General features: G+C 74.9%; 13 protein-coding genes. 8 read left to right on the top strand and 5 right to left on the bottom strand.

Annotated features, from left to right (window positions below; genetic code table 11):
* Positions 1–85 precede the first annotated feature (85 nt).
* Complete coding sequence (gene dapE / locus ACFWOG_RS09615) at positions 86–1,159, bottom strand: succinyl-diaminopimelate desuccinylase (protein ID WP_329883185.1); 1,074 nt, start codon at positions 1,157–1,159, stop codon at positions 86–88.
* Between the two features lie 177 nt (positions 1,160–1,336).
* On the opposite strand from dapE, the gene ACFWOG_RS09620 reads away from it, so the two are divergent.
* A complete protein-coding gene (locus ACFWOG_RS09620) occupies positions 1,337–2,356 on the top strand; it encodes a hypothetical protein (protein ID WP_380356451.1) in 1,020 nt (339 codons plus the stop codon).
* Between the two features lie 372 nt (positions 2,357–2,728).
* Positions 2,729–3,514, top strand: a complete 786-nt coding sequence (locus ACFWOG_RS09625) for a hypothetical protein (RefSeq protein ID WP_380356453.1) — start codon at positions 2,729–2,731, stop codon at positions 3,512–3,514.
* Between the two features lie 99 nt (positions 3,515–3,613).
* Here ACFWOG_RS09625 and dapC read toward each other — a convergent pair whose 3' ends face one another.
* Complete coding sequence (dapC, locus tag ACFWOG_RS09630) at positions 3,614–4,786, bottom strand: succinyldiaminopimelate transaminase (protein ID WP_380356456.1); 1,173 nt, start codon at positions 4,784–4,786, stop codon at positions 3,614–3,616.
* 21 nt (positions 4,787–4,807) lie between these two features.
* On the bottom strand, positions 4,808–5,134 hold the full coding sequence (gene fdxA / locus ACFWOG_RS09635) for a ferredoxin (protein WP_030459925.1): 327 nt from the start codon (positions 5,132–5,134) through the stop codon (positions 4,808–4,810).
* A gap of 226 nt (positions 5,135–5,360) precedes the next feature.
* Here fdxA and ACFWOG_RS09640 point away from each other — a divergent pair, with 226 nt between their 5' ends.
* Both ACFWOG_RS09640 and ACFWOG_RS09645 read left to right on the top strand, forming a co-directional pair.
* A complete protein-coding gene (locus ACFWOG_RS09640; RefSeq protein ID WP_380356459.1) occupies positions 5,361–6,284 on the top strand; it encodes a GNAT family N-acetyltransferase in 924 nt (307 codons plus the stop codon).
* 23 nt (positions 6,285–6,307) lie between these two features.
* Positions 6,308–7,225 carry a transglutaminase-like domain-containing protein gene (locus ACFWOG_RS09645; RefSeq protein ID WP_329949215.1) on the top strand — a complete coding sequence of 306 codons (918 nt, stop codon included), beginning with the start codon at positions 6,308–6,310 and terminating at the stop codon, positions 7,223–7,225.
* 29 nt (positions 7,226–7,254) lie between these two features.
* On the opposite strand, the gene ACFWOG_RS09650 is transcribed toward ACFWOG_RS09645, so the two are convergent.
* Positions 7,255–7,455, bottom strand: coding sequence for a hypothetical protein (locus ACFWOG_RS09650; protein WP_329949214.1), 201 nt, complete (start codon positions 7,453–7,455; stop codon positions 7,255–7,257).
* A gap of 393 nt (positions 7,456–7,848) precedes the next feature.
* Positions 7,849–10,002 carry a prolyl oligopeptidase family serine peptidase gene (locus ACFWOG_RS09655; protein ID WP_380356462.1) on the bottom strand — a complete coding sequence of 718 codons (2,154 nt, stop codon included), beginning with the start codon at positions 10,000–10,002 and terminating at the stop codon, positions 7,849–7,851.
* 314 nt (positions 10,003–10,316) lie between these two features.
* On the opposite strand from ACFWOG_RS09655, the gene ACFWOG_RS09660 reads away from it, so the two are divergent.
* From ACFWOG_RS09660 to ACFWOG_RS09675, 4 genes are all read left to right on the top strand, one after another.
* Entirely contained in the window at positions 10,317–10,511 is a 195-nt protein-coding gene (locus ACFWOG_RS09660) for a DUF2304 family protein (protein ID WP_329949212.1), read from the top strand.
* A 30-nt stretch (positions 10,512–10,541) separates the two neighbouring features.
* Positions 10,542–11,453 carry an N-acetyl-1-D-myo-inositol-2-amino-2-deoxy-alpha-D-glucopyranoside deacetylase gene (gene mshB / locus ACFWOG_RS09665; RefSeq protein ID WP_329949211.1) on the top strand — a complete coding sequence of 304 codons (912 nt, stop codon included), beginning with the start codon at positions 10,542–10,544 and terminating at the stop codon, positions 11,451–11,453.
* Positions 11,450–11,911 carry a DUF6113 family protein gene (locus tag ACFWOG_RS09670; RefSeq protein WP_329949210.1) on the top strand — a complete coding sequence of 154 codons (462 nt, stop codon included), beginning with the start codon at positions 11,450–11,452 and terminating at the stop codon, positions 11,909–11,911. Before mshB ends, ACFWOG_RS09670 begins: the two co-directional genes overlap by 4 nt.
* 236 nt (positions 11,912–12,147) lie before the next feature.
* On the top strand, positions 12,148–14,400 hold the full coding sequence (locus ACFWOG_RS09675) for a peptidoglycan binding domain-containing protein (RefSeq protein WP_380356465.1): 2,253 nt from the start codon (positions 12,148–12,150) through the stop codon (positions 14,398–14,400).
* The last annotated feature ends 36 nt before the right edge of the window (positions 14,401–14,436 follow it).

Genomic DNA, 14,436 nt, shown 5'->3' on the forward strand with positions numbered 1-14,436 from the left:
CCCGCCGATCCCGGTTTTCAGGCAACGGTGAAAGGTCGGTTGGGCAACCGGAAGGTGGCGTTCAGCCGTTGATGCGCTTGTCGCCTCAGTCGGTCAGCCAGGCGCGCAGCCGCTCCTCGGTCTCGGCGATGGCGGTGAGCGAGCAGTGCTCGTCCCGCTTGTGGGCCTGGTTCGGGTCGCCCGGGCCGTAGTTGACCGCCGGGACGCCGAGCGCGCTGAACCGGGCGACGTCGGTCCAGCCGAACTTGGCGCGGGCCGTGCCGCCGGTCGCGGCCACGAACGCCCGGGCGGCCGGCTGCGCGAGGCCGGGCAGCGCGCCCGGGGCGAAGTCGGTGACCGTGACCTCGTAGCCGTCGAGGACCTCGCGCACGTGCTTCTCGGCCGCGGCCTCGTCGCGGTCCGGGGCGAACCGGAAGTTGACGGTCACCACGCACTCGTCGGGGATGACGTTCCCGGCCACCCCGCCGTCGATCCGCACCGCGTTGAGGCCCTCGCGGTACTCCAGCCCGTCGATCTCGACCCGGCGCGGCTCGTACGCGGCGAGCCGGCCGAGCACCTCGGCGGCGTGGTGGATGGCGTTGTCGCCGAGCCAGCTGCGGGCCGAGTGGGCACGCACGCCGGTGAGCCGGACCTGTGCGCGCAGGGTGCCCTGGCAGCCGCCCTCGACGGTGGCCTGGCTGGGCTCCATCAGCACGGCGAAGTCGGCGGCCAGCCAGTCGGGGTGGGCCTGGACGAGGTGCCCGAGGCCGTTGCGGTGGGCCTCCACCTCCTCGCAGTCGTAGAACACGAAGGTGAGGTCGCGGTTGGGCTCCGGCAGGGTGGCGGCGAGCCTGAGCTGGACGGCCACGCCGGACTTCATGTCGGAGGTGCCGCAGCCGTAGAGGAGGTCGCCCTCGACGTAGGAGGGCAGGTTGTCGGCGATCGGCACCGTGTCCAGGTGCCCGGCGAGCAGCACGCGTTCGGCCCGGCCGAGGTCGGTGCGGGCCACCACGTTGTTGCCGTACCGGTCGACGGTCAGGTGCGGGTAGGCGCGCAGGGCGGCCTCCACGGCGTCGGCGAGCGCCTGCTCGTCGCCGCTGACGGAGGGGAAGTCCACCAGCTGGGCGGTCAGCGCGCCGCCGTCGAGGGTGAGGTCCAGGGACGTCTTCGGGCTGCTCATGGTCACCCAGCCTAGTCCGGTGGCGGGTCACGGCGCGGCCCCGCCGTAGCGGGGCTGTGACACCGTCACCCGCAACCGACGGTCACCGCACACCCGTCCGAGTGGGTACGGTGTCGGTTCGGATGCCCGGCCCGGAACCCCGGTCCGGACAGCACGGTTTCGGTGAGAGGGGCGGCGGTGGCCAGGAGAAGGAGCGGCGGCCGGGACGACGGCACGGTGCCCCGGCGGCGTCGCGGACTGCGGGCGGTGCTGATCGGCCTGCTGGTGCTGGCCGTGGTGGCGGTCGGGCTGTTCTGGCTCCGCGACCAGAAGCTGCTGACCCCCGAGGGCTGCTCGGTGAAGACCCCGGCCGGCGAGGGCGAGCTGGAGATCCCGCAGGCGGCCAACGCGGCGACCATCGCCGCCGTCGCGCACTCCCGCGCCCTGCCGGACCGGGCGGTGACCATCTCGCTGGCCACCGCGATGCAGGAATCCAAGATCCGCAACCTGACCGGCGGCGACCGGGACTCGGTCGGCCTGTTCCAGCAACGGCCCTCCCAGGGCTGGGGCACCGTGCAGCAGATCATGGACCCGGTCTACGCGACCAACAAGTTCCTCGACGGCCTGGTGAAGGTCCCCGGCTACACCCGGCTGCCGCTGACCGACGCGGCCCAGCAGGTGCAGAAGAGCGGCTACCCGCAGGCCTACGCCAAGCACGAGACCAAGGCCACCCTGCTGGCCTCCGCACTGACGGGCCGCGAGGCGGCCTCGCTGAACTGCGTGGTGCACGACTTCGCGGCGCCCGACGAGGCCGAGGAGGCACCGACGGCCACCGCCCCCGGCGCCACCGCCCCGGCCGCCGCCCCGCCGGACCGGACCCAGGTGCTGAGCGACCGGGTCCGCCGCGAGTTCGGCCGCACGGTGACCCCGGCCGGCGGCTACTCGTCCACGGTCAAGGGCGCCGAGAACGCCGTCTCGCTGACCCCTGACCCGACCGCCTCCACCGACGCCGGGCCGGACGCCGAGCGCCAGAGCGGCTGGGCGGTGGCGCACTGGGCGGTGACCCAGGCCCAGAAGCTGGGCATCGAGACCGTCGCGTACGACGGGAAGATCTGGCGGAAGGCGAAGTCGGAGGACGGCTGGAAGCCGCAGCCGACCGGGACCTCGACCACGCTGGTGCTGGTCTCGCTGGCCGCGGCCGCGGCCGCGAAGAGCTGAGCAGCCCGCTGCGCCGGGCCGGCCGGTCACCCGGACGGCCCGGCGCAGTGGTGTTTCCGGGGGCGGGAACCGCCCGGTCCGGGCCGCTGACGCACTGGTGTCCGGGTTGCCGCCGTACGAGTGATTCGCGTCAACGCAGGTGGACGGCCGGTACCGGCGGGCCGGCCTGGCGCAGAACCGTCACTCCCCTTGCCCCGCCGTACCCGCACACCCCCGGCCTGGCACCCGGGCCCACCCCGACGCCGGTCGTACCATCCGATGGTCGGCTCGACGCTTTCCTTGCACCGACCGAAACCTTCTGGCTTCTCAAGCGGTAACAACGTCGTCCGCCCGGCGGACGAGACGGACACCAGACCCCCTTCGAGGAGCCCCATGTCTCACCCCCTCACGCGACGGATCGCCCAGGCCGCACTGCTCGTGGCGGCCGGCGCGACCCCGCTGGTCGCGGCCGGCTCCGCGTCCGCCGCCGACGCCCTCCTGCCCAAGAGCGACCTGGCCGCGCCGCTGGGCCAGCTGACCAACACCGACACGGGTTCCACCCTCCAGCACACCACCCACGAGCTGGGCAAGGCGGCCGGGAACACCGGCGCCGCCACCGTCGCCGCGGGCGTGCCCGCCACCGCCGACGCCACCGGCAACATCGTCGCGCAGCAGCTCCCCGAGGCCAACGAGAAGGCCAGCTCGCTGACGGCACCGCTCGACCAGACCGCCGCCACCACCGGCCAGCTCTCCGGCGTCACCCCGAAGGTCGCCAAGGCCCTGGCCGGCAAGCTCGGCGAGGCCGTCACCGGCCACGGCGCCACGCAGCGCAGCGCCGGCGCCGGCGCCAACCCGGTCGGCGGGCTCTCCCAGGCCGGCGCCCTCACCCAGGCCGTCCCCGGTGCCTCCGGCCTCACCAGCGCCGTTCCCAGCACCGGCACCGTGACCGACGCGCTGCCGCTCGGCGCCGTCACCCGCGCCCTCCCCGGCGGCCTGGCGGCCGACCTGCCGGGCGCCGACGTGCTCGGCCTGGCCGAGCACGGCTCGGCCAACCGCCTGGGCGGCGCCGACCTCGGCCCGAACAGCCCGCTGAACGGCCTGACCGGTCTGACCGGCCCGCTCGGCAGCCTGCTGGGCGGCGTCAACGGCGGCGCCCTCGGCGGCCTGCCGATCGGCTGAGACCCGCCCGCCGCATGCCGAGGGGCCGGCGTCCTGCACGCCGGCCCCTCGTGCGGCCCGGGGGAGCCGCGTACGACGCCGTTCCCCCGGGCCGTTCCGCTACGCCGCGGGCCCAGCGTGCAACCGCTCCACGGCCGCCGCGACCCGCTCGTCGGTCGCCGTGAAGGCGACCCGGACGAACCGTCCGCCGGCCGGCCCGTAGAAGTCGCCGGGCGCCACCAGGATGCCCAGGGCGGCCAGTTCGGCAACCGTCTCCCAGCACGGCCGGTCCTGGGTCACCCACAGGTAGAGGCTCGCCTCCGAGTGCTCGACCCGGAACCCGTACGCCTCCAGCGCGGACCGCAGCGCCGAGCGCCGGGCCGCGTACCGCTCGCGCTGCTCCGCCACGTGCGCGTCGTCCGCGAGCGCCGCGGCCGTCGCCGCCTGGACCGGGGCCGGCACGATCATGCCGCCGTGCTTGCGCACCTCCAGCAGCTCCTTGACCACCACCGGGTCGCCCGCCACGAAGGAGGCGCGGTAGCCGGCCAGGTTGGAGCGCTTGGAGAGGGAGTGGACGGCCAGCAGGCCCTCGTGCTGCCTCCCGTCACCGTCGGTCCCGCAGACGTCCGGGTGCAGGACGGAGACCGGGTCGGCCTCCCAGCCCAGCTCCAGGTAGCACTCGTCGCTGACCAGCAGCGCCCGGTGCTCCCTCGCCCACGCGACCGTGCGGCGGAGCTCGTCCTTGCCGAGCACCCGGCCGGTCGGGTTGGAGGGCGAGTTGACCCAGATCAGGCGGACCCGCGAACCGTCCAGCTCGTCCACCGAGTCGTACTCCACCGGCTCGGCGCCGCAGAGCCGGGCGCCCACCTCGTACGTCGGGTAGGCCAGCCGCGGGTAGGCGACCTGATCGCCGGGGCCGAGGCCGAGCTGGGTCGGCAGCCAGGCCACGAGCTCCTTGGAGCCGACGGTCGGCAGCACGGCCTGCGGGCCGATCTCGGCGCCGACCCGGCGGTGCAGCCAGTCGGCGATCGCCCCGCGCAGCTCCACCGGGCCCCAGACGGTCGGATAGCCGGGGGTGTCGGTCGCGGCGGCGAGCGCCTTCTGGACCACCTCGGGCACCGGGTCGACGGGGGTCCCGACCGAGAAGTCGCAGAGCCCTCCGGGGTGCGCGAGAGCGGTCTTCTTGTACGGCTCCAGCTTGTCCCAGGGGAAGACCGGCAGGAGGTCCGAAACGCGGCGCGCCGCTCCCGGGTGGCCCGGGAACGGCGCGTGCGTGCTGTTCTTGGTAGTCACAGCTCAGATGCCACCGATCGGTCAGTGCTCGGCGTTCTGCGGCGGCAGAGCGGCGATGAACGGGTGGTCGCGCTCGATCAGACCGAGCTTCGACGCACCACCGGGCGAACCGAGATCGTCGAAGAACTCGACGTTCGCCTTGTAGTAGTCCTTCCACTCCTCCGGCGTGTCGTCCTCGTAGAAGATCGCCTCGACCGGGCAGACCGGCTCACAAGCGCCACAGTCGACACACTCATCCGGGTGGATGTAGAGCGATCGCTCGCCCTCGTAGATGCAGTCAACCGGGCACTCTTCGATGCACGCCTTGTCCTTGACGTCGACACAAGGCTGCGCGATGACGTAGGTCACGCTGTCGTTCCTCCTCGGAAGGGCACGGCGGCCCATTCTGTTTTCTCGCGTGCGCGGGTGAGCGCGGCGTCGTCGATGCCCGCCCCTAGTATCGCGGGTCGGAGACCGCAAATGCACAGGAGGTGCCCAGATGGCCGCCGAAGGGCCGGTTCAGGACCGTCCGGAAGTCCGGATAGGCCGTGCGGACGTTGGCCTGCGGGTCTCCGCCCGACGTCTCTCGGGCCTCGTGGACGGCAGGCCCGAGTTCCGCGACGTGATCGGCGTGCTCGCCTCCTGGGACGACCGGGGACTGACCGTCGTCCCGCGCACCGGCGGACCGGTCTCCTTCGACGAGCGGCTGCTCGTCGCGGGCAAGGTCGTACCGCTCTTCCCGGCCAGGCGCGCGCCGCTGCCGGCCGCCTCCCCGGTCGAACTCCAGCGGATCGCCGCCCGCGGCTGGCCGGCCGTCGACCGGGAACCGCTCGGTGCGTGGACGCTGCGCGCCTCGGCCGGATTCACCCGGCGGGCCAACTCCGTCCAGGCGCTCGGCGACCCCGGGCTCCCGCTCGACGAGGCGCTCGCGGCCGCCCGCGCCTGGTACGCGGCGCGCGGGCTGCCGGCCTGGGTGGAGGTCAGCACGCCCGGCTCCCCGGAACCGCTGCGGGCCGCGCTGGACCGGCTCGGCGCGGTGTACTCGCCGACCCTGGTGCGGGTCGCACCACTGGCCGGACTCGCCCGGGCGGGCGCCCCGGCGGCGGTCGGCCGGGTGCGGCTCTCCCGGACGGCCGGGCCGCAGTGGCTGTCGCTGTACCGCCGGGCCTCCGACGACCCGGCGGTCGAGGAGGCCGCCCTGCGGGTGATCCACGGCGGGCCGTCGGTCTGGTTCGCGACCGTGCCCGGGGCGCAGGGCCGGCCCCCGCTGGCGATCGGACGGTGCGTCGTCGACGGCCCGTGGGCCTGCTTCGGCGCGGTCGAGGTCGATCCCCGCGCGCGACGGGCCGGGCTGGCCACCGCGGTGATGGCGGTGCTCGCCTCCCGCGCCGCCGAGGAGGGCGCCACCGGCGCGTTCCTCCAGGTCGAGGCGGAGAACGACGGCGCCGTCGCGCTGTATGACGGACTCGGCTTCACGACCAGTCACACTTACCACTACGCGCGGCTCCCCCAGGGGTAGCGCCCACGCGTGGAACCGCCTGATTGTCCGCCCGTCCCCAGAAAGCCGCCGCAGCCACCGTGACCGAGCAGAGCAGAACACGCTTCCGGACCGAGGCCCGGGCCGAGCACCCCGATCCGGTGCTGCTCTGCCTGCTCGCGGCCGCCGAGCACACCCGCACCCCCGACCCGGACGACCCGGACGACCTGCCGGGCCCGCCCGCCCTCGCGGCCCTGCTCGCCGCCTGTGAGGCCGCGCTCGAACGGCACGCGGCCTCGGTCCGGCTCGCCGTCGCCGAACGGTTCCCGGCCGGGCCCGAGGAGACCGCCGCCCTGCTGGCCGCCGTCCTCGGCGGCCGGGAGCGGTTCCACGGACGGAAGTCCGACTACCGGCGGCTGGAGTCCTCGCTGCTGCCCGACGTGCTGCGGCGCCGGCGCGGTCTGCCGATCATGCTCGCGCTGGTCTGGATGGCCGTCGGCCGGCGGGCCGGACTCGCCGTGCACGGGATCGCCCTGCCCGGCCACTTCATCGTCGCGGTCGGCGGCCCCGCCGGCGGCGACGACTACGTGCTGGCCGACCCGTTCCACGGCGGCCGGCTGCTCGACCTGCCGGACGCGGCGGAGCTCGTCCGCGCCACCGGACACGAGTTCACCGCCGAACTGCTCACCCCCGCGGCACCGTTGGACATCGTGCTGCGGGTGCTCGGCAACATCCGGGCCTGGGCCGCCGACCGCCCCGAACACGCTCGCACCCAGCTCTGGGCCACCGAACTCGCCCTGCTCCTCCCCCGCCACCCCGCCCAGCTCCGCCTGGAACGGGCGGAGCTGCTGGTCCGCACCGGCGACTTCCTGGGCGGGGCCGGGGAGATGGACGAGTACGCCGAGATCCTGGACGCCTTCGATCCCGACACCGCCGCCAAGGTCCGCCGGGACGCCCGGGCCGCGCGGCACCGGCTGAACTGAGCCGCCCGGCGGGAATCGTCGGACGCGCGCTACAGCCCGCGCTCGACGGCGGCCGGACAGCCGGGGACGTCGGCCACCGGGGCGACCGGCCGTGCGGTCACGAGCGGATCCCCGGCGAAGAAGCCGACGGTGCACGCCCCCCGGTCCGGACCTCCGGCCGGGGTGAGCGCGGCGCAGGGGACCAGGGCCACGAGCAGGGCGGCGAGCACCGACACGGCAGGCTTCGACATGCCCGTCATGGTGCCCGCCGCCCGCGCCCGACAGCGGCCCGGCCGATCCTTCGGCACGGAGAGTTCCTCCGCCCGCAGCAACCGCCCGGGGCAACCGCCCGCGGACGGGGTGCCGACCGGGGGCCGGTCCCCGTACCGGGCGGAGCGGCCACCGGAGCCGCAGACCGGAGCCGGTCCGGGGCGTTCACCGGGGCGGTTGTCGGAGGCGGGGGCTACCGTCCTCCCCGGAGGCCGGACGGATCGCCCCGCGCGGGCACCCTCGGCCAAGGGGGAGCGGCATGGGCTCCCGGCACCGCTCGTCCGCGGGCCCGGCGCCCTGTTCCGGCCCCGCTCCCCCTCACACCGCCCGCCCCCGACCGTCCCCGACCGTCCCGGACCGTCCAGTCGCCGGGTCTAGATTCCGAGCGACTTCTTCACGAAGTCGACCTGGAGCAGCAGCAGGTTCTCCGCCACCTCCTCCTGCGGCGTCATGTGGGTGACCCCCGACAGCGGCAGCACCACGTGCGGCCGCCCCGCCGCCAGCAGCGCCGAGGAGAGCCGCAGGGTGTGCGCGGCCACCACGTTGTCGTCGGCCAGACCGTGAATGATCATCAGCGGCCGCTCCAGGCCCGCCGCGTAGCCGCTCAGCGAGTTGGCCGCGTACACCTCCGGCCGCTCGGCGGGGTGGCCGAGGTAGCGCTCGGTGTAGTGGGTGTCGTACAGCTCCCAGTCGGTGACCGGGGCGCCCGCGACGGCCGCGTGGAAGACGTCCGGACGGCGCAGCACGGCGAGCGCGGCGAGGTAGCCACCGTACGACCAGCCGCGGATGGCGACCCGGTCGAGGTCCAGCGGGAACTCCCCGGCGAGCGCGCGCAGCGCGTCGGCCTGGTCGTCCAGGGTGGCGCCGGCGAAGTCGAAGGCGATCGACTTCTCCCAGGCCGGCGTGCGCCCGGGGGTGCCGCGCCCGTCGGCGACGACCACCGCGAAGCCCTGGTCGGCGAACCACTGCGAGTTGAGGTGCGGGTTGTGCGCCTGGACGACGCGCTGGCCGTGCGGGCCGCCGTACGGGTCCATCAGGACCGGCAGCAGGCCGTCCCGCTCGCGGTCGTAGCCGGTGGGCAGGAAGACGGCCGCGGGGATGCGGCGCTCGCCCGCGAAGCGGAAGACCGGGCGGGCGGTGATCACCGGGGCCTCGGCGTAGGAGGCGATGATGGCGATGTCGTCCACCACCAGGCCCTCCGGCAGGTCCCGGGCGACCTGCACCAGCGTGCCGGGCAGGTCCGGCTCCGCGGTGGCCCGCACGGTGATGCCGGCCGCGTGCACGGCGGTGGTGACGGAGGTGAACGGCCGGCCGTTGGCGGCCTCCCAGGAGAGCCGCTTGCCGTCGTGGCTGATCCGGCCTGCGGCGATCCAGCCCGGCTCGGGGTCGCTCTCGCCCGCGCCGCCGGAGGCGGTGAAGAAGACCTCGTCGGCGGTGACGGCGAGCACCGACCGCAGGTGCAGGTCGGCGCCGGTGACGTTCAGGTCGCCGACCACCAGCGTCCGGGCGCCCGACTCGTCGGAGATGCGGACCAGCTTGCCGTCCGGCGTCCAGGCGGGCACGCCGGGGAACAGCTCCAACCAGGCGTCGTCCCGCTCCTCGTGCAGCAGCTCGGTCGCGCCGGTCTCGACGTCCACCCCGAGGATCCGCTGGCTGCGCTGGTCGCGGGCCTGGACGAGCAGCAGCGGGACGCCGCCCTGCGACCAGTGCACCCGGGCCAGGTACGGGAAGGCCCCGCGGTCCCAGAGCACCTCGGTGCGGGCGCCGTCCAGGTCGAGCACCCAGAGGCCGACCTCGGCGTCGGCGGTGCCGGCGGCCGGGTACGCGACCTCGGCGGGCTCGCGGTCCGGGTTCGCCGGGTCCGCGATCCACCAGCGGCGCACCGGGGTGTCGTCGGCGCGCTCGACCAGCAGCCGGTCGCCGTCCGGGGACCACCAGTAGCCGCGGTCCCGGTGCATCTCCTCCTGGGCGATGAACTCGGCCTGACCCCAGGTCACGTTGGGTCCGTCGGGCCGGACGAGGGCCCGGTCGGCCGTCCCGTCGGTACGGGTGAGCCGCAGCTCGCCGGCGGTGTTCGCGTACGCGACGTGGAGGCCGTCCGGGGAGGGCCGCGGGTCGAGCAGCGGTCCCTCGGCGGGCAGCTCGGCCGTGGTGCCGTCGACCAGGTCGGCGGTGAAGAGGCGGCCGGAGAGCGCGAAGGCGGCGATCCGGCCGCTGCCGTCCAGGCCGTAGCCGACGACGCCGGCCGAGCCCTCCCGGCTGCGCTCACGGCGGGCCTTCTCGGCCGGGGAGAGGTCCTCCTCGCCGCCGCCGAGCAGGGCGACCGGGTCGGCGGCGACCCGCTCCTCCCCCGTGGCCGTGTCGAGGGTCCAGAGCAGGTTGGCGCGGTCGCTGCCGGACCGCGAGCGAAGGAAGACGACCCGGGAGCCGTCGGGTGCGACGGAGAACGACCGGGGCGCACCGACGGTGTAGCGCAGGGTGCGCGCGTACTGCCTCGGGAAGGTGTCCGCTGGGGTGTGGGTGGTCATGGCACCTGACCCTACGACCTGGAGGTGCCACCCTCCGGCCGGTGGTGATCACTCGTTCGGAGCATCCGGCGCAAGTACGCCCGGAAGGGGCCCGCACCCCCTCCGACCGGCCCATGCGCCCCGGTGGTGCCCCCGTGCCCCGGGGTGCGCGGACTCACCGACCGTAATGATCCGCTCACCCATCGGGTATGACTGGTCCAACGGGTGATCGTCAGGCCTCGTCCCGGCCCCGGCCGCCCGACCGCAAGTCCCGCACGGTCCCGACCGCCGCCCTCCGCCGGGGGCGGCGCACCCGAGAAGGGGTGTGAGCCGCCATGGCTTTGTCCGTCTCCGCAGCCCTACTGATGCTGGTCATCGTGGTGGTGCTGATCCGCCGCTCCGGCCTGAAGCTCGCGCACGCCGTCGTCTGCGCGCTGCTCGGCTTCTACCTGGCCTCCAGTTCCATCGCCCCCTCGATCAGTCAGGTCACCAGCAACCTCGCCGGGATGATCAACGGCCTGAAGCTCTGACCCCGTGCGGCCGGTCGTTAGGCTGCTCCCATGACCGCCACTACCGGCCGCAGCCTGCTCCTGGTGCACGCCCATCCCGACGACGAGTCGATCGGCAACGGCGCCACGATGGCCAGGTACGTCGCCGAGGGCGCCCGCGTCACCCTGGTGACCTGCACCCTCGGCGAGGGCGGTGAGGTGATCCCCCCGGAGCTGGCCCACCTGACGGCCGATCGGGAGGACACCCTCGGCGCGCACCGGATCGGCGAGCTGTCCGAGGCGATGCGCGCGCTCGGGGTCACCGACTTCCGCTTCCTGGGCGGCCCGGGGCGCTACCGCGACTCCGGGATGTCGGGCGTGCCCGACAACGACGCGCCGGACTGCTTCTGGCGGGCCGACGTGGACGAGGCCGCCGGCCGGCTGGTCGCGGTCGTCCGCGAGGTGCGTCCGCAGGTCCTGGTCACCTACGACGAGGACGGCGGCTACGGGCACCCGGACCACATCCAGACGCACCGGGTCGCGATGCGCGCCCACGAGCTGGCCGCCGACGGGGCGTACCGGCCCGAACTGGGGCCGGCCTGGCGGATCGCCAAGGTGTACTGGAACCGGATGCCCCGGTCGGTGATCGAGCGGGGTCTCGCCGCGACCGCGGCCGGGTCGCCGTTCCCGGGCGTGGCGAAGCCGGGGGACGTTCCGGGGGTGGTCGCCGACGAGGCGGTCACCACCGTGCTGGACGGCGCCGCGTACGCCGACCGCAAGGCCGCCGCGATGGCGGCGCACGCCACCCAGATCACCGTGGCGGGCGACTTCTTCGCGCTCTCCAACGACCTCGGTCAGCCGCTGATCGCCACCGAGTACTACCAGTTGGTGCGCGGCCAGGCCGGTCCCCGGTTGCCGGAGGACGACCTCTTCGCGGGCCTCGGCACGGCCGCGGACCAGATCTCCCAGGAGGATGCCCGATGACCGCGCCCGCCGACGCCCGGCCGCAGCGCCGCTCGATCCCGGCGACCGTCCTCGGCACCCGGGACGAACGGCTGAACGAGTCCCAGCCACCCCGCATCGCACGGATCGCGGCTTATGTCCTGTTCTTCCTGCTGGGCATCGCGGTATCGGTGTGCGGAGCGTTTGTGCAGGCCTTGTGGCCACCCGTGGGAGTCCTGCTCGCACTCGCCGCCACCGCCGCGACCTTCTACGCCGGCCTGCGGGTCACCGGGACCCGGCTCGGCGCGGCCGCGCCGGCGGCCGGCTGGTTCCTCGCCCTGCTGCTGCTGATGGTGCCCCGGCCGGAGGGCGACAACGTCCTCTGGACCAATGCCACGTCGCTCGCCTGGCTGTTCGTCGGATCGATTCTGGGCGTGATCTGCGCCACCCTGCCGACCCGGACCAGCTGGTTTCCCGGAGTACCCGGTCCGCCGCGCTGATCGACCCGCCGAACCGCGTACGGTGGCCGGTACGACGAGCAGTCAGGACCACCCGGTCGTACTCTCATACCGGAAGAACCGGACGTATCGGGTTCTAACCGAACCGGTTCACCGCTCAGTTCTTCCCAGTATGGTGGTGCCGCAGAACGCCGTACCCGACGCCGCCCGCCAGGTCCGGCGCCGACGACCGCGGTCGCGCCGCACGGCCCGGCCCGCGAACCCGGAGCAGAGCAGCATTGAGCAGCCGCGAATCTGAGAACGCCCACCCGACGCCTCGGCGCACGGGCCCGGACGCCTACCCGTCGGGCACCCCGCCCTACGGCACACCGGGCTTCCCCGGCGGCGACCGCACGGGTGCCGGCACCGCCGGGGGCTCGGCTCCGGAGGGCGACGACGAGTCCCCGAAGACCGAGACCACCGTCACCACCCGCGTCCGGATCAACATCCCCGGCTCGCGCCCGATCCCGCCGGTGGTGGTCCGCAGCGCGGTCAAGAACGAGGACGGCCCCGGCGAGGACGCCCCGGCGCCCGCCCCGGCCGAACCGGCCGGGCCCCGGCACCGTTCCGCCGCGCCCTCCTCACCGGTGCTCGGTGTGATGGACGGCGGCGGCGCGCGCGCGGCCACCCCGCCGAACCTGCCCCCGGAGTGGCAGATCCCGCCGGCCACCTCCGAGTCCGAGTCGACCGGCGCGTGGTTCCGGCCGCGGCAGAAGAAGGCCGCCGACGCCCCGGCTCCCGTCGCGGCCTCGGCCCCGGTCGGCGCCCCGGGTGCCCAAGCCACCGCCGCCCAGCCGGCCCAGGCCGCTCCCGACCCCGGCCCCCGGCGCAACGGCACCCGGCCGAACGGCAGCCGCCCGAACGGCCGCCCGGTGCCCGCCCAGGCGCAGGCCCCCGCGCCTCGCCCGACCGGCGCACCCGCCTCGCCCTACGGCACCGGCCCGGAACTCCCCGCCGAGGAGGCCGGCGTCTACGCGGACGCCCCGGCCGACCCGTTCGCCCCGGGCCCCGCCGCCGACCCGTTCGCCCCCGGCGCCGGTGCACCCGGCCGGGCCCCCCAGGGCCCCGGCCGCCCGCTGCCCGGCGGACCCGAGGACACCTCGGTCGACGGCTTCGCACCGATCCGCGACGACGCCCCGCCCGCCGCCATACCCGGCGTGCCCGGTGGCGCCGGCGCCCCCAACGGCGCCCCGCAGCCCGGCCTGTTCGCCTCCGCCCCGGCCGGCGCCGACCCGTTCGCCGCCCAGCGCCCGCCGGCCGCCGGGCCGAACGGCACACCGCCGCCCGCCGGCCTCTTCCCCGGCGCACCCCTCCGCCAGGGCGAGCCGGGCGGCCCGGGTGCCGGCGGTGGCCCCGGTGGCCCCGGTGGAGCCTTCGACGCCGCACCCTCCGACCCGTTCCGCGCCGCCCCCGGCCTGCCGCAGTACGACGGCCCGGGCACCGGCGTACCCGCCCCCGGCCCGGCCCCCGTGCCCACCCCGGCACCCGCCCCGCAGCCGGCCGCCCCCAAGCCCGCCTCCGGCACCGCCAAGCGCAAGCCCAGCGCCGCCAAGAAGCTGGTCAAGCTCGGCACGTACGCCGTCATCGGCGTGCTCTTCCTCGGCGCCGCCGCGTACGGCACCGGTCTGATGATGAACCAGTCCGACATCCCCAAGGGCACCGTCGTGCTCGGCACCGACATCGGCGGGAGCAACCGCGACCAGGCCATCCGCCAGCTCGACGAGACCGTCGGCAAGGCCGGCCAGCAGCCGGTCAAGCTGAAGGTCGGCGAGCAGACGCTGGACCTCGACCCGACCGCCGCCGGGCTGAGCTTCGACACCACCGCCACCGTCGACAAGCTCACCCAGCACTCCTACAACCCGGCCGACGTCCTCAAGTCGCTCAAGGGCGACGAGAAGGCCGTCCCGCCGGAGGTCAAGGTGGACCGGGCCAAGCTCAAGGCCGCCCTGGACGCCCTGGCCACCGGCTCCGGCCAGGGCCTGCAGGAGGGCTACGTCAAGTTCGGCGACAACGGCGAGGTCGTGGTGGTCCCGGGCAAGGCCGGCCAGGCCGTGGACTCCGCCTCCGCCGTGGAGCTGGTCGACGCGGCCTACCGCGACCGCGCCGCCGGCCGGACCGACCAGCCGGTCGCGCTGTCCGTGACGGCCGCCCAGCCGAAGAACTCCCCGCAGGCCCTGCAGGGCGCCGCCGACACCCTCGGCAAGTCCGCGGTGAACGGCATCGTCCGCATCCAGGCCGGCACCAAGAAGTGGGACTTCACCCCGAAGATCGCCGCCAAGACCCTCACCCTGGTGCCGGACGCCAACGGCAAGATCGTGCCCAAGTGGGACCTCGACGCGCTCAACGGCCAGCTGGCCGGGGCCTTCGACAAGGTCAAGACGAAGAAGAACGGCCAGCTGGTCCAGATCACCCCGCAGGACGTCGCCGACGCGGTCACCTCGGTGCTGGACAAGACCGGCGAGCGGGACCGCACGGTCAAGTTCACCGTCTGACCGCGGAGTTGTCGAGGGGCCGGACCGGATCCGGTC

This window comes from Kitasatospora sp. NPDC058406 (assembly GCF_042722765.1).
Lineage (GTDB): Bacteria > Actinomycetota > Actinomycetes > Streptomycetales > Streptomycetaceae > Kitasatospora.